This window comes from Pseudomonas sp. MLB6B, assembly GCF_054508135.1.
Genome location: NZ_CP199313.1, coordinates 2,479,795 through 2,499,493 on the forward strand (window position 1 = coordinate 2,479,795; position 19,699 = coordinate 2,499,493).

General features: G+C 67.3%; 16 protein-coding genes. 5 read left to right on the top strand and 11 right to left on the bottom strand.

The window, feature by feature from the left end; all coding sequences use genetic code 11:
• Positions 1–237: 237 nt before the first annotated feature.
• The 5 genes from ACSMEV_RS10985 to puuE form a co-directional block, all read right to left on the bottom strand.
• Positions 238–1,593, bottom strand: a complete 1,356-nt coding sequence (locus ACSMEV_RS10985; RefSeq protein ID WP_459205185.1) for a nucleobase:cation symporter-2 family protein — start codon at positions 1,591–1,593, stop codon at positions 238–240.
• A 245-nt stretch (positions 1,594–1,838) separates the two neighbouring features.
• Positions 1,839–3,161 (bottom strand): urate hydroxylase PuuD, encoded by a 1,323-nt coding sequence (locus ACSMEV_RS10990; protein ID WP_459205186.1) that lies wholly within the window; start codon positions 3,159–3,161, stop codon positions 1,839–1,841.
• Positions 3,162–3,206: 45 nt separating this feature from the next.
• Positions 3,207–3,710: an ureidoglycolate lyase gene (locus ACSMEV_RS10995; protein WP_459205187.1), complete on the bottom strand. Its 504-nt coding sequence runs from the start codon at positions 3,708–3,710 to the stop codon at positions 3,207–3,209.
• Positions 3,711–3,823: 113 nt separating this feature from the next.
• On the bottom strand, positions 3,824–4,339 hold the full coding sequence (gene uraD, locus ACSMEV_RS11000) for a 2-oxo-4-hydroxy-4-carboxy-5-ureidoimidazoline decarboxylase (protein ID WP_459205188.1): 516 nt from the start codon (positions 4,337–4,339) through the stop codon (positions 3,824–3,826).
• Positions 4,339–5,268 carry an allantoinase PuuE gene (gene puuE, locus ACSMEV_RS11005; RefSeq protein ID WP_459205189.1) on the bottom strand — a complete coding sequence of 310 codons (930 nt, stop codon included), beginning with the start codon at positions 5,266–5,268 and terminating at the stop codon, positions 4,339–4,341. Before puuE ends, uraD begins: the two co-directional genes overlap by 1 nt.
• Before the next feature lie 376 nt (positions 5,269–5,644).
• Between puuE and uraH the strand changes: the two genes are divergently transcribed.
• The 4 genes from uraH (at position 5,645) to ACSMEV_RS11025 (ending at position 9,693) form a co-directional block, all read left to right on the top strand.
• Positions 5,645–5,998: a hydroxyisourate hydrolase gene (gene uraH, locus ACSMEV_RS11010; RefSeq protein WP_296264130.1), complete on the top strand. Its 354-nt coding sequence runs from the start codon at positions 5,645–5,647 to the stop codon at positions 5,996–5,998.
• Between the two features lie 180 nt (positions 5,999–6,178).
• Complete coding sequence (locus tag ACSMEV_RS11015) at positions 6,179–6,841, top strand: response regulator (protein WP_459205190.1); 663 nt, start codon at positions 6,179–6,181, stop codon at positions 6,839–6,841.
• Positions 6,838–8,160 carry an ATP-binding protein gene (locus ACSMEV_RS11020; protein ID WP_459205191.1) on the top strand — a complete coding sequence of 441 codons (1,323 nt, stop codon included), beginning with the start codon at positions 6,838–6,840 and terminating at the stop codon, positions 8,158–8,160. Before ACSMEV_RS11015 ends, ACSMEV_RS11020 begins: the two co-directional genes overlap by 4 nt.
• 135 nt (positions 8,161–8,295) lie before the next feature.
• Positions 8,296–9,693 (top strand): diaminobutyrate--2-oxoglutarate transaminase, encoded by a 1,398-nt coding sequence (locus ACSMEV_RS11025; protein WP_459205192.1) that lies wholly within the window; start codon positions 8,296–8,298, stop codon positions 9,691–9,693.
• Between the two features lie 82 nt (positions 9,694–9,775).
• On the opposite strand, the gene ACSMEV_RS11030 is transcribed toward ACSMEV_RS11025, so the two are convergent.
• The 5 genes from ACSMEV_RS11030 to pvdM form a co-directional block, all read right to left on the bottom strand.
• A complete protein-coding gene (locus ACSMEV_RS11030; RefSeq protein WP_459205193.1) occupies positions 9,776–10,693 on the bottom strand; it encodes a siderophore-interacting protein in 918 nt (305 codons plus the stop codon).
• Between the two features lie 190 nt (positions 10,694–10,883).
• The gene (locus tag ACSMEV_RS11035) at positions 10,884–11,837 is read right to left on the bottom strand and encodes an alpha/beta hydrolase (RefSeq protein ID WP_459205194.1); all 954 of its coding nucleotides are present in this window, start codon (positions 11,835–11,837) and stop codon (positions 10,884–10,886) included.
• A gap of 69 nt (positions 11,838–11,906) precedes the next feature.
• Positions 11,907–13,556 carry a cyclic peptide export ABC transporter gene (locus ACSMEV_RS11040; protein WP_459205195.1) on the bottom strand — a complete coding sequence of 550 codons (1,650 nt, stop codon included), beginning with the start codon at positions 13,554–13,556 and terminating at the stop codon, positions 11,907–11,909.
• Positions 13,557–13,753: 197 nt separating this feature from the next.
• Positions 13,754–15,046: a pyoverdine-tailoring periplasmic protein PvdN gene (gene pvdN, locus ACSMEV_RS11045; RefSeq protein ID WP_459205196.1), complete on the bottom strand. Its 1,293-nt coding sequence runs from the start codon at positions 15,044–15,046 to the stop codon at positions 13,754–13,756.
• A gap of 8 nt (positions 15,047–15,054) precedes the next feature.
• A complete protein-coding gene (gene pvdM, locus ACSMEV_RS11050; RefSeq protein WP_459205197.1) occupies positions 15,055–16,401 on the bottom strand; it encodes a pyoverdine-tailoring dipeptidase-like protein PvdM in 1,347 nt (448 codons plus the stop codon).
• 170 nt (positions 16,402–16,571) lie between these two features.
• Between pvdM and pvdP the strand changes: the two genes are divergently transcribed.
• Positions 16,572–18,197, top strand: coding sequence for a pyoverdine maturation tyrosinase PvdP (gene pvdP / locus ACSMEV_RS11055; RefSeq protein WP_459205198.1), 1,626 nt, complete (start codon positions 16,572–16,574; stop codon positions 18,195–18,197).
• A gap of 18 nt (positions 18,198–18,215) precedes the next feature.
• On the opposite strand, the gene ACSMEV_RS11060 is transcribed toward pvdP, so the two are convergent.
• Positions 18,216–19,670, bottom strand: coding sequence for an efflux transporter outer membrane subunit (locus tag ACSMEV_RS11060; RefSeq protein ID WP_459205199.1), 1,455 nt, complete (start codon positions 19,668–19,670; stop codon positions 18,216–18,218).
• Positions 19,671–19,699: the final 29 nt, after the last annotated feature.

A 19,699-nucleotide genomic window follows, 5' to 3' on the forward strand; every position in this document is an offset into this window, starting at 1 on the left:
CGGTCGCAGGCTTCGCTCCGTCGTGCCGACATGCCTGGCAATGGGTGAGCGAGGCGGACGAAATCCGTACCGTCCTGTTCGAAGGGCGCGCAGATTACTGGCTTGCGCGTAGACCCTCAAGCGCGCCGTCCTGGCACGCGAAAGCGCACGGCTGATCGTTCGGTCAGGTTGTTGCCGCCGGCCTGGCGCCTGGCATGGCGCCGGGCCGGCCGCGCCTGGCCAGCCGCAATCCTGGTTTCAGGGGTGGTGGCAGGCCTCGCGCTGCGCGCCGCGGCCGGCGCCGCCGAGGATGTTGAACAGTACGTTCAGCACCAGCGCGCTGAGTGTGGCCATGGCAATGCCACTATGCGTGATGGGCGCCATCCAGGCCGGCAGCTGCGCGAAGAAGTCGGGGCGTACCACCGGAATCAGCCCGAAACCGATGCTCACCGCCACCAACAGTTGATTGCGCCGATCGGCGATGTCGGCCTCTTGCAGGATTTTGATACCGGTGGCGGTGACCATGCCGAACATGGCGATCGAAGCGCCGCCCAGCACCGCCGGCGGAATCGAGGCGATCAGGTAGGCCGCCTTGGGCAGCAGGCTGAGGCCGATCAACAGCGCTCCGGCCATCACCGTCACGTAACGGCAGCGCACGCCGGTCATCTGCACCAGGCCGATGTTCTGCGCGAACGAGGAATGGGTGAAGGTGTTGAACAACCCGGCCACCAACGAGGCGCCGGCATCGCACAGCAGGCCGCGGCGCAGCATGCCGGGCGTGACCTCGCGGTCGGTGACCTGGCCCAGCGCCAGGAACATGCCGGTGGACTCGACGAAGATGATCACCACCACCAGGCACATCGACAGCACCGGCGCGAGGCTGAAGGTCGGCATACCGAAGTGCAGCGGCGTCACCACCTGCAACCACGGCGCCCGCGCCAGCCCGGACAGGTCGACCATGCCCAGGCTGCCGGCCAGCACGTAACCCAGGCCCATGCCCAGCAGCACCGACACGTTGACCCAGAAGCCCCGCATGAAACGGTGGATCAGCAGGATGATCGCCAGCACCAGGCCGGCCACCATCAGGTACAGCGGCGAGCCGAAGGTCTCGGCCTGCTGGCCGCCACCGGCCCAGTTCACCGCCACCGGGAACAGCGACAGGCCGATGGAGGTGATCACCGTGCCGGTGACCAGCGGCGGGAAGAAGCGCACCACCTTGGACATGAAGGGCGCGATCAGCAGGCCGAATGCGCCGGCGGCGATCGTCGCGCCGAAGATGCCCTGCAAGCCGACGCCGGGCATGCCGGCCATGGCCACCATGCTGCCGACCGCGGCGAAACTGGCGCCCATCATCACCGGCATGCGGATGCCGACCGGGCCGATGCCCAGCGACTGCACGACAGTGGCGACACCGGCGACCAACAGGTCGGCGTTGATCAGGAAGGCGACGTCTTCACGGGACAGCCCAGCCGCCTGACCGACGATCAGCGGCACGGCGATCGCGCCGCCGTACATCAGCAGCACGTGTTGCAGACCGACCAGGAACAGCTGGAAGGCGGGCAGGGGTTGACGGGGCGGCGCCGGGGGAACGGCGGCCTTGCAGAACGTGGACATGCAGCACCTCGAGTCTTGTTTTTATTCTCGGATCCAAGCGGCGGGCGTTGCGCTTCCAGCTTCGTCGGAAGGCTGGAGGCGCGGGCTCGAAGCTCGATGCTTGCTTGTTGCAGGCGGCTGGCAAGCAGGGAGCGACGCGCGTGGGCCGCAACCTCCAGAAAGTGGCTTGGAGGCTGCGGCCCCAGCGTGGGGCTCGGTGCTTGCGTGTCGCTCAGGACTTGCGGTTTACGTACGACGGGTGCGCTTCACTCGACCGGCGCGCCCTTGGCGATCCAGTCGCCGACCAGCTTGCGTTCTTCGACGGTCATCTGCGTGATGTTGCCCAAGGGCATGATCTGGCTGGCCACGGCCTGGGCCTGGATACGCGCGGCCTGGGCATGCATCTGCTGCGGCGTGTCGAACAGCACGCCACCGGGCGCGGTGCTGAACAGTGGGCTGGTGGGGGTGGCCGAGTGGCACACGGTGCAGCGTTGGTGGATTACGTCATGCACTTGGGCGACGCTACCGCCGCTGGAGCCGGGCGCCGTTTCGGCCGGTGCCTGGCTGGGCGCGGCCGCAGCTTGCTTGGCCTGCTCGGCCTCGTCGGCGCGGCGCTCGGCGGCCGTCTTGCCGCCGATGGCGGTGGCCGGCAGCGGCTGGTACTTCACGGCCGCCTGTTCAGGGCTGGTCGGCGCCGGCTTGGGCGCGGTGACGTAGGCCAGGCAGATCATCGCCAGGGCGCCGGCGGGCAAGGTCCAGGCGTACTTGTGGCTGTCGTGGCGGGTGTTGAAGTAGTGGCGGATCAACACGGCGGCCACGGCGATGCCGGCCAGGATCAGCCAGTTGTACTGGCTGCCGTAGGTGCTCGGGAAGTGGTTGCTGATCATGATGAACAGCACCGGCAGGGTGAAGTAGTTGTTGTGCCGCGAGCGCAGCAGGCCCTTGGCCGGCAGCAGTGGGTCGGGCGTGCGGTTCTGCTCGATGGCGGCGACCAGCTGGCGCTGGGCCGGCATGATGATGCGGAACACGTTGCCGACCATGATGGTGCCCATGATCGCGCCGGTGTGCAGGTACGCGCCACGGCCGCTGAACACCAGGCTGAAGCCCCAGCACGCGGCGATGATCAGCACGAACAGCACGCCGCCCAGCAGCATCGGGCGCTTGCCCAGGGCCGAATCGCAGAGCAGGTCGTAGATGAACCAGCCGGCTACCAGCGAGCCTACGCCGATGGCCACGCCTTCGGGGCCCGACAGCGTGCTGCCGGGGGCCAGCAGGTACAGCGTCGGGTTCCAGTAGAACACCACGCAGAGCAGGGCGATGCCCGACATCCAGGTGAAATAGGCCTCCCATTTGAACCAGTGCAGGTTGTCCGGCATCTTCGGCGGGGCCAGCTTGTATTTCTCCAGGTGGTAGATGCCGCCCCCATGGATCGCCCACAGGTCGCCCGACAGCCCCTCGCGGGGCGTACGCCGATCCAGGTTGTTCTCCAGCCAGACGAAATAGAACGACGCGCCGATCCAGGCGACACCCGTGATCATGTGAACCCAGCGCACGCTCAGGTTCAGCCACTCGTGAAGGTGTGCTTCCACAGTAAGTACCTCATGCCGGTCACCAGGACGATGACCGACCCTTTCTTATTGGTTGGGACTGAGGACCATCAATTGCTCCTCGGTGAAGTAATGCTCATCGCAGTTGTGGCCTGCACCACTGCGATCAACCACCAGGAAGTCATCCCGCTTTTCGATCGTCAGCACCGGATGGTGCCAGACGCCGCGATGGTAATTGATGCCCTGCCTGCCGTTGGTGCGGAAGGCGCGGACCAGACCCGATACAGGTTCGTCGCCAATAGGCGCGACCACGATCAGAAAGGGGTTGCCGAGCAGCGGAATGAAAGCCTGGCTGCCCCGCGGATGGCGTTCGAGCATGCGGATGGTCAGCGGCATTTCCAGCGCCTCGGCGCTGAAGATGCTGATGATCGCCTTGTCGCCCAGCTCGGCGGTGTCGACGGTCGCGAGCTGGTGATAACGCCTGGTCGAGCCGTTGTTGATCATGAAGTGGTCGCGGCCATCGGTTTCGATCACGTCACCGAACGGGGCGAAGGCTTCTTGGGTCAGGGGCTCGATCGTCAGGGTGCGCATGCTTTTTGTTCTCTTTGTCTTGTGATTGTCGTAAGGGTAAGGCATTGGCCTACGGCGGGGCGGACGCTTCACGCACCGGGCCGCAGGGTGTTTCACGGTATCGAACTTCAGGCTTACAGCTGCGACAGGCGCAGCAGGGCGATGCGGTTGATCTGTACCAGGGCTTGCTGGAACTCGGTGTCGGGATCGTTGTGCAGGCGCGTTTCGAAGGCGGCGAGGATCTGGTGCCGGTCGCTGCCGCGCACGGCCATGATGAACGGAAACTGGAAGCGCGCCTTGTAGGCGTCGTTGAGCGCGGTGAAGCGTGCGAACTCTTCGGGCGTGCATTGGTGAATGCCGGCACCGGCTTGCTCGGCGGTGCTGGAAGCGGTCAGCTCGCCTTGCACCGCTGCCTTGCCGGCGAGGTCCGGGTGGGCGTTGATCAGCGCCAGCTGTTCGGCGTGGCTGGCGCCGAGCAGCACGTCGCTCATGCGCTTGTGCAGCGTCTCTACGTCATCGAGCTCGCTCACGTGGCCCTGGTCGAAGGCACGCTGCGCGACCCACGGGGAATGCTCGTAGATGTCGGCGAAGGTGGCGATGAACGCCTCGCGGCCCAGGGACGACGGAGTGAGGGTCTTGAAGGCGGTCATCAGACGTTCTCTTCGTTCACGAACGGGTGGGTGGCGTGCCAGTGGCGGGCGATGTCGACCCGGCGGGCGAACCACACTTGCTCATGGCCCTTGGCGTACTCGACGAAACGCTTGAGCGCGGCGATACGCGCCGGGCGGCCGACCAGGCGGCAGTGCAGGCCGATGGAGAGCATCTTCGGCGCCTCGGCGCCTTCGGCGTAGAGCACGTCGAACGCATCCTTGAGGTACTGGTAGAACTGCTCGCCACAGTTGAAGCCCTGCACCTGGGTGAAGCGCATGTCGTTGGTGTCCAGGGTATAGGGGATCACCAGGTGCGGCTTGTCGGTGGGGTTGTTGCGTTCCCAGTAGGGCAGGTCGTCGTCGTAGGTGTCGCTGTCGTAGAGGAAGCCGCCTTCCTCCATCACCAGACGCCGGGTGTTGGGGCTGGTGCGGCCGGTGTACCAGCCCAGCGGACGTTCGCCGCTCAGTTCGGTGAGGATGCGGATGGCTTCGAGCATGTGCTCGCGCTCCTGGGCCTCGTCCATGGTCTGGTAGTCGATCCAGCGGTAGCCGTGGCTGCAGATTTCGTGGCCGGCTTGCACCATGGCGCGGATCACGTCCGGGTGGCGCTGGGCGGCCATGGCCACGGCGAAGACGGTCAGCGGCACGCCGGTGTCCTCGAACAGTTTGAGCAGGCGCCATACGCCGGCGCGGCTGCCGTATTCGTAGAGCGATTCCATGCTCTGGTTGCGCTGGCCTTGGAGCGGCTGGGCGGCGACCATTTCCGAGAGGAAGGCTTCGGACTCCTTGTCACCGTGCAGAATGTTGCGCTCGCCGCCTTCCTCGTAGTTGAGGACGAACGACAGCGCGATGCGGGCGTTGCCCGGCCAGTGCGGGTGGGGAGGGTTGTTGCCGTAGCCGATCAGGTCGCGAGGGTAGTCAGCGTTCACTGCAGTGTTCCTTCTTGTTCGTTCAGTGCACGAGATGGGCGAACCCGCGTCGGGATGTCGCACCACCGGATGAGCTGATTGTATACAAGTTTTGAAATCCTTTGTAATCCCGTTTTTTCCCGGCATCGACCTGACGGAGGCGTTGGGACAGGCGGCCTAAAGTTGCCTGATTGGTCAGGTATTGTCTAGGGGCGTAGCGCATTTATTGTGCTTGTCGGAATATCTTGTGCAGCGATGGATGTCAGGAATTCAACAAAAAATTGTGTACAATCTTCTGGCCGGCTGCCTTAATAAGCGCCGCCGACAGCGTCGCGTACCGTTCACGCCCACGCTGCCCTGATCCTTCCCAAACCATTCGACAAGAGGCGCTGAGCCGATGGGACGCTTGACCACACACGTACTGGACGCTGCGCACGGTTGCCCGGGCAGCGCCATCACCCTGGAGCTGTACCGCGTCGAAGGCCAGCGCCTGGAACTGGTGCGCAGTGCCGTGACCAACAGCGACGGCCGCGTCGACGCCCCTCTGCTCGAAGGCGACGACTACCGCACCGGTGTCTACCAGTTGCAGTTCGCCGCCGGCGCCTACTACCGTGCCCGCGGCACGCCCTTGCCCGAACAGGCCTTCCTCGACGTGGTGGTGCTGCGCTTCGGCATCGATGCCGCGCAGGACCACTACCACGTGCCGCTGCTGATTTCGCCCTACAGCTATTCGACCTATCGCGGCAGCTAGCACCGGCGCCGTCGTTCTTCGTAGGTACTTGCCCGCGCACACTGCGGGCTTTTTTATGCCTGCCGTACGGGCCGTCGACCAGGCGCTTCCCCGGAGGCACACAAGCGCCACGGCACAGGCCATAATTCCCCCTTAATCCAGCTCCTGTGCAATGCCACCCCTTTTACCGGAATACCCACCATGCACGTACTGCTCTGCGAGGACGACGACCTGATCGCCAGCGGCATCTGCGCCGGCCTCACCGCGCAGGGTCTGACGGTCGACCGTGTCGCCACCGCCGCCGCTGCGCAGCACATGCTGCACACCGCCCGGTTCGACGTGATGATCCTCGACCTGGGCCTACCCGACGAAGACGGCCTCGTCCTGCTACGGCGCCTGCGCCAGCAGGGCGAGGCCTTGCCGGTGCTGGTGCTGACCGCCCGCGACGCCGTCACCGACCGCGTCGATGGCCTGCACGCCGGCGCCGACGACTACCTGCTCAAACCCTTCGACCTGCGCGAGCTGGCTGCGCGCCTGCACACCTTGCTGCGCCGCGCCGCCGGCCGCGCGGTGAACGTCATCGAGCACGGCGCGCTGCGCTACGACCCAAGCAGTTGCGAGGCCTTCCTGCACGGCGCGCCGGTCGATCTGTCGCGCCGCGAGCAGGCCCTGCTGCAAGCACTGCTGCACAACCCCGGGCGGGTGTTGTCGAGCGAACACCTCAAGGATTGCGTCTACGGTTTCAACGACGAGGTCGAGAGCAACGCCCTGAACGTGCACATCCACCACCTGCGGCGCAAGCTCGGCAGCGGCATCGTCGAAACCGTGCGCGGTCTGGGCTACCGCCTGGGGCCGGCCGCATGAGCCTGCGTTTGAGGTTGTCCCTGGGGCTGGGCAGCGTCTTCGTGCTGATCTGGGCGCTGGCTGCGGCCTGGATGCTGTGCGACCTGCGCCAGCAGATGATGTTCTCCCTCGACCAGCGCCTGGTGGCCTCGGCGCGCATGGTCGCCGGGCTGATCGACCAGTTGCCGCAGCCGCTCGGCGTCAAGGGCGAGGAGGCGCACATCGCCGCCGACCAGCTCAGCGTGCCCGACGGCATGGCCTGCCAGGTCACCTCGCTGCGCGGCGAGATCCTGGCCAGCAACCACCAGCACGACACCAGCCTCGACGAGCGCGGTAACGGCTTCCACGACCAGACCATCGACGGCGCCGCCTGGCGCAGCTTCACCTACAGCCATGGCGACGTGCGCATCACCACCGCCGACCGTCACCAGGAGCGCGAGGCGCTGAACCGCTCGGTGCTGTTGGTCGCCTCGGCGCCCGTGCTGATGGCCCTGCTCGGCAGCCTGGGGCTGTTGTGGATCGGCCTGGGCAAGGGCTTGGCGCCGCTCAACCGCATGCGCGACGCCTTGCGCCAGCGCCGCGCCGACAGCGTCGAGCCGTTGCAGGTCGAGGGCTTGCCCAGCGAGCTGCAACCGCTGCTCGACACGCAGAACCAGCTGTTCCGGCGCATCGCCCAGACCCTGGAGCGCGAACGGCGCCTGACCGATGACGCGGCCCACGAACTGCGCAGCCCACTGACCGTGGTCAAGACCCACTTGCAAGTGGCGCGCATGACCGACGGCGCGGTACGCGATCAGGCCCTGGAGCACGCCGAACAAGGGGCCGACCGCCTGCACCGCACGCTGGAGCAACTGCTGATGCTGGCGCGCGTGGAGGGCAGCCTGTCGTTCGACGATGGCGTGCAGTGCAGCGCCGAGCAGGTGGCCCGCCAGGCCATGCACGACGTCGGCCCTGACCACCAGCAACGCATCCACCTGCGCCTGCCCGACGACGCGGCGCGCACCTACCTGGGCCTGCCCGCGCCTCTGGCTGTGACCGCGTTGCGCAACCTGCTCGACAACGCTTTGCGCCATGGCGGCGCGCAGGCGCCGATAGAGCTGGACGTGCGCATGATCGACGACCAGGTCGGCTTCGTGGTCCGCGACCATGGCCCCGGTATCGCAGCCGCCGACCTGCAGCGCCTGACCGAACGCTTCTGGCGGCACAGCCATAGCAGCGGCTGCGGTCTGGGCCTGGCCATCGTCGAGGCGATCGTCCAGCGCTGCGCCGGGCGTTTGCGCTTCGACAGCCGCGAAGACGGTTTGCGCGTCTCGTTGCAGTTGCCCACGCGCAGCCTCTGAGCGGGCGGCAGCCGCGGAAAACCCCTCGCAGGCGCTAAATCCACCCGACGCCTAAGCGTTCTCCAAGCATTGCCCCGCACATATCCGGTTACAGGGCTGGGCGGGAATCAAACGCACGCTTGTGAGGGCCTTGCCATGTCCACCGCTTCGAGCCTTGCCCACGTCCTGCCGGCCCGCGCGCCCCAGGCGTTGTACGAATTCACCGACTCACCCCTGTTGCTGCGCCAGCAACAGCAGGAGTCCAACGCCCGCAGTTATCCGCGGCGCATTCCGCTGGCGCTCAAGCGCGCCCGGGGCATCCACGTCGAGGACGTCGAGGGCCGCCAGTTCATCGACTGCCTGGCCGGCGCCGGCACCTTGGCCTTGGGCCACAACCACCCGGTGGTGATCGAAGCGATCCAGCGTGTGCTGAGCGACGAGCTGCCGCTGCATACCCTCGACCTCACCACGCCGGTCAAGGACCGCTTCGTCCAGGACCTGTTCGGCCTGCTGCCCGAAGGCCTGCGCCGCGAAGCGAAGATCCAGTTCTGCGGCCCTACCGGCACCGACGCGGTCGAGGCCGCACTGAAGCTGGTGCGCATCGCCACCGGCCGTAGCACCGTGCTGGCTTTCCAGGGTGCCTACCACGGCATGTCGCAAGGCGCCTTGAGCCTGATGGGCAGCCTGGGCCCGAAAAAAGCCCTGGGCGCGCTGCTCAACAACAACGTGCAGTTCCTGCCATACCCCTATGACTACCGCTGCCCGTTCGGCTTGGGCGGCGAGGCCGGCGTGCGCGCCAACCTGCATTACCTGGAAACCCTGTTCAGCGACCCGGAGGCCGGGGTGCAACTGCCGGCGGCGGTGATCGTCGAGGTGGTGCAGGGCGAGGGCGGCATGATCCCGGCCGATGTCCAGTGGCTGCAGGGCTTGCGCCGCATCACCGCCGAACATGGCGTGGCGCTGATCGTTGATGAGATCCAGAGCGGCTTCGCCCGTACCGGCAAGATGTTCGCCTTCGAGCACGCCGGCATCGTGCCCGACGTAGTGGCCCTGTCCAAGGCCATCGGCGGCAGCCTGCCGCTGGCGGTGGTGGTGTATCGCGACTGGCTCGACCAGTGGGGGCCGGGCGCCCACGCCGGCACCTTCCGCGGCAATCAGATGGCCATGGCGGCAGGCTCTGCGGTAATGAACTACCTGGTCGAGCACGATCTGGCCGCCCATGCCGAGACCATGGGCCAGCGCCTCTGTGGCCATTTGCGCCAGTTGCAGCGCGATTGCCCGCAGTTGGGCGACATCCGCGGTCGCGGTCTGATGCTTGGCGTGGAACTGGTCGACCCGCAAGGTACGCCCGACGCCCAGGGCCATCCGCCGGTGTGCCGTCTGCTGGCGCCGAAGGTGCAGCGCGAATGCTTGCGCCGCGGCCTGATCGTCGAGCTGGGTGGGCGCCATGGTGCGGTGGTGCGTTTCCTGCCGCCGCTGATCATCACCGCAGAGCAGATCGACGAGGTGGCCGAGCGCTTCGCCCAGGCCGTGCACGCCGCACTGGCGGGCTGAAACCCCTGGATGAGGTCGGCCGCCAGGCCGGCCTCACCGCGCTACAGGCTTGGTCCGCAGCCCATTGCGCTGATGCGGCCTGTCAATCCAGTACTCGTCCCGCACGCCAATAGCCCATCAAACTCAGGCATCCCCGGTCCAAACCCCGTTCCTTGACCAGAAAGCGACGAATGTCCATCACCGTCGCCGACTCCCCGGCCACCCAGGCATGGAAGGCACCGTCATTGGCGCTGGCCTGTTCCCAAAGCATCTCGCGATCGACATCGACGTCGTCCAGTTCGCCCTCGGCAATCCACTGCATTGCTGGCAGCCAGGCCCGCTCGCGCACCGCCTGGCGCATGGCCTGGCCCTGCGCGCAGTGCAGCGTATCGCGCGCTAGCCAATGCAAGCGCGCGCCGCTCGGCAGCCGCAGTGGCAGGCAATCCTCGGCCAACGGCACTTCGATGAACGCTTCGACCTGGGCCGTGCTGGTCTGGTCGGCCAGCTGTTCGAGAATGCCTGCGATGGCCGGCAGCGCGGTTTCGTCGCCTACCAGTAGCAGACGTTGCAGCCCCTGGGGCGGCTTCCATTCGTAACCGCCTGGATCGCCGACGAAAGCCAGATTCGGCGCGATCATCTGCAGGCGGTTCCCCGGTCGTGCCTGGGTCGCCCAAGCCGAGGCCGGACCGTTGACGCCGTGCAGGACGAAGTCCACCGACACTTCCAGGACGCTGCGATCCAACGAACGGATGGTGTAGGTGCGCATCGGCGGTCGCTGCGCAGGGGGCAAGCGGCGCCGGGCTTCGCTCCAGTGCAGGCTCGGGTCCAGGGCCGGCAGCGAACCGTCGGCAGCCGGAAACAGCAGCTTGACCCGCTGATCGGGGGCGAGGGTGTTCATCTGCGCGACGTCGGCGCCGGTGAACACCAGGCGCAACAGGGAAGGGCTGAGGGCGATGCGGCGCTTGAGGGTCAGGTCGAAGGTGCGGTAGCCGCTGGGCGGCTGTGCGGGTGTCGTGGACATGACAGAGCTCCTGTGTAGCGAATAGGCGTGGGCATAGCCGACCGGCGTTGCGTTTCAGCCGAACCGCACCACACGGCTCAGCCAGGCGACGCGAGGCGCAGCGCGGCGTATGACCATCGCGCCGCGCACCGCGACGTATGACCATCGCGCCGCGCACCGCGACGTATGACCATCGCGCCGCGCACCGCATCTACAGCATGTCCAGCCAATCGGCGAGGTGGCTGTAGACGCCGTCGATCTGCCCGGTGATGCCGGACATGCGCAGGAAATCGTGGGTCAGGCCGTGTTGGGTGAGAAGCGTCACCGGCGTGCCGCTGGCCCGCAGATGCTCGGCGTAGGCCAAGCCTTCGTCGTACAGCGGGTCATACTCGGCCAGGCTCAGGTAGGCCGGTGCCAGCGCGGGCAGGGCGTGGGCCAGCAGCGGCGAGGCGCGCCAGTCGCGGCGCTGCTCGGGGTGGGGGAAATAGTGCTGGTAGAACCATTCCAGGGTGTCGCTTTCCAGCAGGTAACCTTCACCGAAGCGCGCATGTGAAGGACGGGTTCGTGAGGCATCCGTCACCGGGTAGAACAGCAGTTGCGCCCGTGGCGCGAAGCCTGCCGCGAGCGCGCCCCGCGCCGCGCCGATGGCCAGCACCGTGGCCAGGGTGGCGCCGGCACTGTCGCCAGCCACGATCAAGCGCTCGCTGTCCACGGCCAACGCAGGCGCATGCCGAACCAGCCACGCGGCGCTGTCTTCGGCATCCTGCGCGGCCACCGGAAACACCTGTTCCGGCGCCAGGCGGTAGGCGGGCGCCAGCACGGCGTGCCCGCACACGGCGGCCAGGCGTCGACAGATCGAGTCGTGCGAATCGAGGCTGCCCACCACGTACCCGCCACCATGGAAATACAGCACGCATGGCAGCGCGTGCGGGCTACCCCCTGGCCGGTACAGCCGGGCTTCGAGGCGCGCGCCGTCGCGGGTGTCGATCCAGTGCTGGCTGACCGCCACAGCGGCCGGTGGCGCAGGGTCGAGCACTTGCGAACTCGACTCGAAGGTCGCACGGGCCTCTGTCACGCCCAGCGCGTGCAGCGGCTTGTGCTTGCCGCTCAAGCGGCCCAGTTCGGCGAGTTCGAGAAAACCTTCCAGGTCGGGGTCCAGCGGCATTGCGGTGTCCTCTTTGCAAACAGGGAAGCTAATGCGGGGCCAGCGAAGCCCCGGCAGAAAACGCGTCGATCAGGCCAGGGCCGGTTCACGCAGCACGTGCCCGGCCTGCAGGCGCACCACATGGTCGGCGACGTCGAAGTAGCGGTCGTCGTGGGAAATCACGACCAGGGTCTTGCCCAGGCGTTTGAGCTCGGGCAATAGCTCGGTGTAGAAGATGCGGCGGAAGGCCGGGTCCTGGTCGGCGGCCCACTCGTCGAACACCAGCACCGGGCGCTGGTCCAGCCAGGCGTTGACCAAGGCCAGGCGCTTGCGTTGGCCGGTCGACAGGTCGGTGGTGGTGAAGGCGCCGTCGCGCACACTGACCTTGTGCGCGATCTCCAGGCGTTCCAGGTAGCGCGTGGCGTCCTGCGGCACGCGCTGGTCGGGCTGCATCAGGTCGTCGAACAGGAAGTAGTCGGCGAAGATGGTGGTGAACAGCTGCCGGTAGTCGTCCAGCCCGGCCGCTTCGACCGGCACGCCGTTGACCAGCACCTGGCCCTTGCTCGGCACGTACAGGCCCAGCAGCAGCTTGATCAGCGAGGTCTTGCCCGAACCGTTGTCGCCGACGATGAAGACGATGTCCCCAGCGGCGATGTCCAGGTTCACCGGCCCCACGCGGAAGGCGGCGCTGCCCTCGACCGCCGGGTAGGCGTATTCCACACCGCGCAGTTCCAGGCGCTCCAGGGTCACGGCCGGCGGCCGCACATCGTCGAGCAGCAGATGCGGCTCGGGCGAGGAGAAACGCTCCGACAGGTCGGCGATGCGGCGGAAGGCGATCTGCGCGCGGCTGACGATGGGCAGGTTGCCGATCAGGTTTTCCAGCGGGCCTTTCATGTACAGCAGCACCAGCACGAAGCCGCTGATCACCGCCGGGTCGCCGCTCGGCCACAGCGACTGCATCGCCAGGGCCAGGCCGATGACCACGAAGAACAGCATCGAACCCAGGCTCTTGGCGATCACGAAGATGTTGATCGAGCGGATGTGGGTGTCGCAGATGTGGTCGGCGGTGCCCTGGATGTTGCGGGTGAACATCGCATGGCGGCGCGGGCGGTGGATGCGTAGCTCCTTGGCGCCTTCGGCGATGGCCGAGTAGTGCTTCTGCAAGTGGTCTTCGGCGTCCCGCGCTTCATGGAAACCGCGCTCGCCCTTGCGTCGGGCGGCGAACTGGATCACCGAGCCGATGCCGATGGCCGCCACGGTCATGGCGAAGATCGGCAGCGACAGCGTGGCCAGGTAACCGAGGCAACCGAGCACCACGGTGCACGACACCGCCAATGGCGCGAAGGAAAAGGCGAAGTCGCTGATGGTGTCGACGTCGTGGGTCAGCACCGGGATCAGGCGATGGGTGCGGTAGCGCTCGATCTGCTCGATGGGCGCGGCCAGCACCTTGGCACCCAGCTCTTTGCGCAGCCGGGCGATGACGTGCTGGCCCACCCAGTTGGTGCCGATGTCGGCGGCGATGCCGCTGAGCAGCGCCACCAGGCACAGGCTGGCGAACGCCAGGATCACACCGCCGCTCAGGCCGTCGGCGTTGTGCAGGCCGCGGTTGACCGTCGCCAGCAGCGCCGTGATGCTCAGGCCGCCGAGGATGCCCAGCACGATGGAGCCGGCCACGATCCAGCGGTAGGGCCGCAGCAGGGTCATCAGTTCGTGGAAGGCGCTGCGCGATGGTGCGGACATGGAACTACCTCGGTCGCAAGCTGGCGATTGCCAGGGGCGGGTGGGGGCCGAGCGGCCTGGTAGTTGATGAACGTTTGACCGGTAAGCGGATTTAGCGCCCCGCGCGGTGGACGCTACCGGCCCGGTGTCGGCGTTGCCGGCGCTGCGCCGCTCAAGGCCGACGGCGCCTCGGGCCTGGTGCCGGACGGGAGCACGCCTCAGGCCAGCACACGCTCCAGTTCGGCCATGAACCGGTCGATCTGCGCCTCGTCGTTGAGCAATCCAGGCGAGGTGCGGATCACCGGCCCCACGTCGCGGCTGACCGCATCGATGTTGACCTTGCGTGCGATCAGCGCTGCGGCCACCTGGTCGCACTCGCGACCCTTGACCGTGAAGAAGGTGAAACCCGAAGACAGCGCCGGGCTGCGCGGCGTCACCAGGTGCACCCGCGTATCGGCCGCCAGGCATTCGCGCAGGTAGCCGTTGAGCTGGTGGATGCGCGCCTGCACGTCGGCCTTGCCCAGTTGCAGGTGCAGTTTGAAGGCTTCGTCCAGTGCCCAGCGGTGCTCGAACGCGTGGTAGCCGCCAGGGGTCATGCGTGTGGCGAAGTTGGTGTCTTCAGAAAAGGTCGGGATCGAGGGCGTGAGGTTTTCCAGCACTTCGCTGCGGGCGCAGATGATGCCCGTGCCGCGCGGGCCGAACATCCATTTGTGCGTGCCGGCGATGAAGAAGTCGCAATTCATCTGGGCGAAGCTCAGGTCTTCGACGCCGAAACCGTGCACGCCGTCGATCACATAGAGAATGCGCTCGCTGTCGGCGCGTTCGCGGTTGTGCCGCGCCACCAGTTCGCCGATTTCCACCACCGGTAGCTTCACGCCGCTGCTCGAATGCACCCAGGTCATGCCCAACACCCGGGTGTGCGGGGCGATGGCGCGGTCGATGTTGCCGAGGATTTCGTCGTGGCTTGCCTGTGCCGGGTCTTCGAACAGGCGGATCTTGCGCACCTGGGTGCCGTCGCGTTGGGTGCGGTAGGCGAGCGTGGTGCGGGCGGCGTAGTGCTCGTGAACGGTGGTGAGGATTTCCTGGTCGGGGCGCACGTGGATGCCGCCGTAGATCATCGCCAGGCCCTCGGTGGTGCTGCCGGTCAGTGCGATCTGCCCCGGTTTGGCGCCCAGGTAGCGACCGGCCCAGTCGCGTACCTGAGCTTCGTGCTGCCAGGTTTCCTCGCGGTCCCAGTCCATGGCCAGGCTGGGGTTGCGGTCGAGCCAGGCACGGTGGCGCTCGATGGCCTGGCGCACCGGTGTGGGGTGGGCGGTGAGCAGGAAGTTGGCGAGGTGCAGGTAGTCCGGGTCGAGGGTGAACAGGCTTTGCAGCCGGCGCCACTTGTCGCCGCCAGCCAGGCCCGGCACGTCGGTGCCCTGCGCCTGGGCGCAGGCCGTGAGCCCGCTGCCCAAGGGCAGTGCCATGGCCACCAGGCTGGCCTGTTTGAGAAAGGTGCGGCGGTCGGTCATGGCGGTGTTCACGGCTGAGGGGTGGAAGTGGATGGCGCGGCGCGTTGCACCTGCTCCCAGACGCGCAGGAAGTTGCCGCCCCAGAGCTTGGCGATGTCCGCTTCGGTGTAGCCGCGCTGGAGCAGTTCGGCGGTGACGTTGCGCGATTCACTGACATCGTTCCAGCCCTGCACGCCGCCGCCTTCGTTGAAGTCAGAGGCGATGCCGACGTGGTCGATGCCGATCTTGCGCACGGCGTAATCGATGGCGTCGCCGAATTCCTTGAGCGTGGCTTGCGGCTCTTCGTCGAGGATGGCGTACAGCTGGCTGGCATAGCTGCCGAACTGCTGTTCGCTCCAGGCGGCGATCACCGCATCGCCCGGCATCAGCGCCATGGCCTGGTTGGGCAGCGGCGGCAGGCCGAATTCGTGGCGCAGGGCGTTGAGCTTGTCCTGGGTCTTGGCTGTCAGCGGCTTGAGGTAGGCGGAGAACGCCACGATCTGCACCACGCCGCCGCTGTCGCGGATCAGGCGCATTTCCTTGTCGCTGAGGTTGCGCGGAATGTCGACGAAAGCCTGCGGCACCGAGTGCGAGGCCACGATCGGCGCACGGCTGAGCGCCGCCACCTGCTCCAGGGCCAAGGTGGACATGTGCGACACGTCGATGATCACGCCCAGGTCGTTGAGCCGCCGCACGGCCTGCTTGCCCAGGTCCGACAGGCCGCCCAACGCGTCGGGCGAGTCGTTGAGAAACGGCAGTGGGCGCGAGGAGTCCGACCAGTCGTTGTTGCCGATGTAGTTGAAGCCGAACATGCGCATGCCGCGCGCGGCCCAGGTGTCGAGCAGGCCAAGGTCATGGCCCAGCGGGTAGGCGTTGAGCATGCTGATGAAAATGGCGAACTTGCCCTCGCCGTGCAGGCGCCGCAGGTCGTCGGGGGTGTAGGCGATGCCGACCTGATTGGGGAAGTCGCGGACCATGCCGGTGATGGCCTTGTAGCGCACTTCCTGCTGGTTGCGCGCCTCCTCCACGAAACCTGCGGTAGGGCGGTGCGGGGCGTTGGGGCCGTTCCAGATTTCCGGCCAGCCGAAGACCGTCAGCGCCGCGCCCGACAGCCTGCCCTCAGCGGCCTTGGGCAGGTCGAAGCGCCCGTTGCCGCGCTGGTCAGCCTCGTTGCCGCGGCTACCGAAGCGCAGCGGCAAGGTGATGTGGCTGTCGAAGGAGACCATGCGCTCTTGCAGTTCGTTGGCCTGCTCGACCACTTTGCGCGGGTAGAGCGAGACGGGATCGATCCAGCGCCAGGCGAAGTAGCCGCCCGCGCCGATCAGCAAGGCCAGGGGCAGGCCGAGGTAAAGGGTCTTCCAGCGTGGTCGTGTCATTGCTGTCTCGATACGGGTGACGAAGGCGGGGCGGGGCTACCAGGGTGGGACGAGGTGTGGCGGAGGAAATTTAGTCCGCCCGGCCACGCCCCGGGCCGCTAAATTTGCCCGTCCTGGATACGTTCCTGCTGGGATGACGAACGCTTGAAGGCGGTGATACAGGTGGCTGGATGACGATTTCTCGACGTGGGTTCATGGCGGTTGCGGCAGTGCTGGGCGCAGCCGTGCCGGCCGGCTACTACGGCCACCGTGAACTGACCCGGCCGGACGACCCGCCCGAGACACCGGGCGAGGCTACCGTAGACCTCACCGATGTCGCCGGCCAGCACCTGGCCAACCGTCTGCGCGGCATCTGGCGCCTGCGCCTGTATGGCACCGAGGCCGGTCTGCCCGGCCTGCCCCGGGAAGAGCTCGAGCTGTTCCTCGACGTCGCCGCGCGAGGGCGCGGTGTGCGCGGTTGCCTGGACAGCGCCGCGCGCTTGCGCGGCAGTCAGGCCCCGCGCTACCGGCTGATCGGCGACCTGCGCCAGGACGACGCCGGTCGCCTTTATTGGCGCCTGGTGGCCGAAGGGCAGACCGATCCGCGCTATGAAATGACCGTCCTGGTGGATGAGGTGTGGGACGCGTTCGGCAACGCCGGCAGCGATACCTTCACCGGCCAGTTGCTCGATCTGGCCCGCCCGTTGGCCTTGCCCGAGCAGGACAACCGTTTCGTCGCCACCAAGCAGCGCTTTCCCGAAGCGCGCCAGCGCATCGCGTTGGAAGCGCCGTTGTTGAGCTGGCTGATCGCCCCCGAACACCGGCTGTTCCACCAGCTGTGGCACGCCAGCCGCGACAAATGGCACAAGCTGCCCGAGGACAAGCGCGAGGCCCTGCGCGGCCTGGGCTGGCAACCCGGCCCGCGCGAGCGCGAGCGCGATGCCCGCGGTCGGCACAAGGACCGCAATGGCTCGGGCGTGGATTTCTTCTTCATGCACCGGCACATGCTGGGCCACGCGCGCGCTTTGCAGCCCTTGCCGTCGTGGACGCAGTTTCCGCTGCCGCAACCGGCACTGGAGCGTGACCGCCTGGGGTTCGCCGCCTACTTCGACAACCTCGACGGCTGCTCGGTCCCCCCCACCTGGCTGGCCGAGGGCGACGAGGAGTACACCGAATGGGTCAGTGGCATCAAACGCGAAGAAACCTTTCAGGCCAACTTCGCCTTGTGGGAGTCGCAATACCGTGACCCGCGTTACCTGTCCAAATTGACTCTCGGCCAGCTCGGCTCGGAGATGGAACTGGGTCTGCACGACTGGCTGCACATGCGCTGGGCCGCCGTGCCGCGCGATCCCTCCAACGGCGCGCCGGTGCCTTATGGGCGTACCCAGGACGACTTTGCGCCGCGCTGGTTCGCGGCCGAGAACGACTTCCTCGGCGATCCGTTTTCCTCCCACGTGCATCCGGTGTTCTGGCGCTTCCATGGCTGGATCGACGACCGCGTGGAAGACTGGTTCGCCGCCCACCAACGCTTCCATCCCGGTGAAGTGCGCCGGCTCCAGGTCGCCGGCGTGCCTTGGTTCGCCCCGGGGCGCTGGGTCGAAGTGGACGACCCATGGCTCGGCCCCGACACTCACGGCTGTAGCACGGTGCCGGGTGTGCGTCCCGGCAAGTCGGTGGAGATGGACGTCGAAACCATGAAGCTGGCCCTGCGCATCGTCTTCGCCGACGAGGAGCAGGACAGCCAGGGCTTGTTCAAGCGTGTGCCGAAACGGCCGTGGTATGCGCGGCACTTGTCAGTGGCAGGAATGGATTTCTAGGCGCTCTGCGCCCCAAGGTCAGTGCAGCGCTTGCACGACGGGCGCAACTGCCTGGCGCTTCGACTCTTCGTGCTGGGCCACCTGCCAGCCACCGCCCAAGGCCTTGTACAGAGCGACGCTACCTTGCAGGCGCTGCAGACGCAGGCGCGCCTGCTGGTCTTGGGCGGCGAACAGCGTGCGCTGGGTTTCCAGCACCACCAGCAGGGTTTCGGCACCGGCGCGGTAGCGCTGCTGGGCGAGGTCGAAGGCCAGTTGCGCCTGTTGCACTTCCTGGTCCTGCCACTGCTGCTGACGCTCGACCCCGGCCACGGCGTTCAGGGCTTTTTCCACGTCGCCGAAGCCGGCCACGATCCGTGCTCGGTAGTCTTCCAGCAGCTCGGCCTGGCGTGCCTGGGCGACATCGCGCCCGGCGCGCAAGCGGCCATTGTCGAAGATCGGTGCGGCCAGCCCAGCAGTCAGGGTGTAGAAGGGGCTCTGCAAGAGATCGGCGGCGGTGCGCGCGCCGCTGCCCAGGTCGATGCCCAACTGCAGAGCCGGCAGCATCGCCGCGCGTGCCACCCGTACATCGGCGCTGGCGGCGGCCAGTCGCGCCTCGGCGGCGGCGATGTCCGGGCGGCGGGTGAGCAGTTCGCTGGGCATGCCGCCTGCGAGCGGCGGCCAATGCAGCGCCGTGATGCGCTTGTCGTGCTTGGGCAGGGCCTGCACCGGCTCGCCGAGCAGCGTGGCAAGGGTGACGCGGTTGTCCTGGCGTTGCTGTTCGAGCAACTGCACCTGGCGCCGTTGCGCCGCCAGCAGGCCCGACTGTTGGGCTTGCTCCAAGCGGCTGGCCGCGCCGGCCTGTTGACGGCTCTGCACCACGCGCAGCACATCGGTGGCGTTGTCCAGGTTGAGGCGAGCGATGCGCACCTGCTCGGCCAGGGCGAGGTCGCGCAGGTAGGCATCGGCGACCGCGCCGATCAGGGTCAGCTCCACGGTCTGGCGGTCGAAGCGGCTGGCGTCCAAGGTGCGCAGGGCGCTGTCGCGCTTGCCGCGCACGCCGCCCCAGAAATCCACCTCGTAACGGGTGCTGAGCACGGCGTCGAAGCTGCTGCTGGTGCGGTAATGCTCGCTGACGTCCAGGCCGTCGTAGCCTGGCCCGTGCAACAGGTGCTGGCGATTGGCGTCCAGCGCCAGTTGCACCACGGGCAGCAGGGGCGCGCCGGCGATCACGGCATTGGCCTGGGCCTGGCGCACCCGCGCGGTGGCGGCGGCCAGGTCATGGCTGTTGCGCCGGGCACGCTCGACCAGGCGGTCCAGCGTGGGGCTGGCGAAGGCTTGCCACCATTGCCGGTCGGGCCAGGCCTGGTGCGCATCGGGCGCTGCGCTTTGCCAGCGCGCCGGCGCCTCGACACCGGCTTCGGGCGCAGGAGGCGTGGAGCAGGCGGCGAGGCACAGGCTCAAGGTCAGCAGGCTGATACGGCTAGGCAGGGTCATGGTCTCTTCGCTGATCGGGACTGGTGGCG

Bases quoted from the DNA above. Each gene is read 5' to 3' on its own strand.
- ACSMEV_RS10985 (WP_459205185.1), bottom strand. From the start codon at position 1,593: ATGTCCACGTTCTGCAAGGCCGCCGTTCCCCCGGCGCCGCCCCGTCAA.
- ACSMEV_RS10995 (WP_459205187.1), bottom strand. From the start codon at position 3,710: ATGCGCACCCTGACGATCGAGCCCCTGACCCAAGAAGCCTTCGCCCCG.
- uraD (WP_459205188.1), bottom strand. From the start codon at position 4,339: ATGACCGCCTTCAAGACCCTCACTCCGTCGTCCCTGGGCCGCGAGGCG.
- uraH (WP_296264130.1), top strand. From the start codon at position 5,645: ATGGGACGCTTGACCACACACGTACTGGACGCTGCGCACGGTTGCCCG.
- ACSMEV_RS11015 (WP_459205190.1), top strand. From the start codon at position 6,179: ATGCACGTACTGCTCTGCGAGGACGACGACCTGATCGCCAGCGGCATC.
- ACSMEV_RS11020 (WP_459205191.1), top strand. From the start codon at position 6,838: ATGAGCCTGCGTTTGAGGTTGTCCCTGGGGCTGGGCAGCGTCTTCGTG.
- ACSMEV_RS11025 (WP_459205192.1), top strand. From the start codon at position 8,296: ATGTCCACCGCTTCGAGCCTTGCCCACGTCCTGCCGGCCCGCGCGCCC.
- ACSMEV_RS11030 (WP_459205193.1), bottom strand. From the start codon at position 10,693: ATGTCCACGACACCCGCACAGCCGCCCAGCGGCTACCGCACCTTCGAC.
- ACSMEV_RS11035 (WP_459205194.1), bottom strand. From the start codon at position 11,837: ATGCCGCTGGACCCCGACCTGGAAGGTTTTCTCGAACTCGCCGAACTG.
- ACSMEV_RS11040 (WP_459205195.1), bottom strand. From the start codon at position 13,556: ATGTCCGCACCATCGCGCAGCGCCTTCCACGAACTGATGACCCTGCTG.
- pvdN (WP_459205196.1), bottom strand. From the start codon at position 15,046: ATGACCGACCGCCGCACCTTTCTCAAACAGGCCAGCCTGGTGGCCATG.
- pvdM (WP_459205197.1), bottom strand. From the start codon at position 16,401: ATGACACGACCACGCTGGAAGACCCTTTACCTCGGCCTGCCCCTGGCC.
- pvdP (WP_459205198.1), top strand. From the start codon at position 16,572: ATGACGATTTCTCGACGTGGGTTCATGGCGGTTGCGGCAGTGCTGGGC.
- ACSMEV_RS11060 (WP_459205199.1), bottom strand. From the start codon at position 19,670: ATGACCCTGCCTAGCCGTATCAGCCTGCTGACCTTGAGCCTGTGCCTC.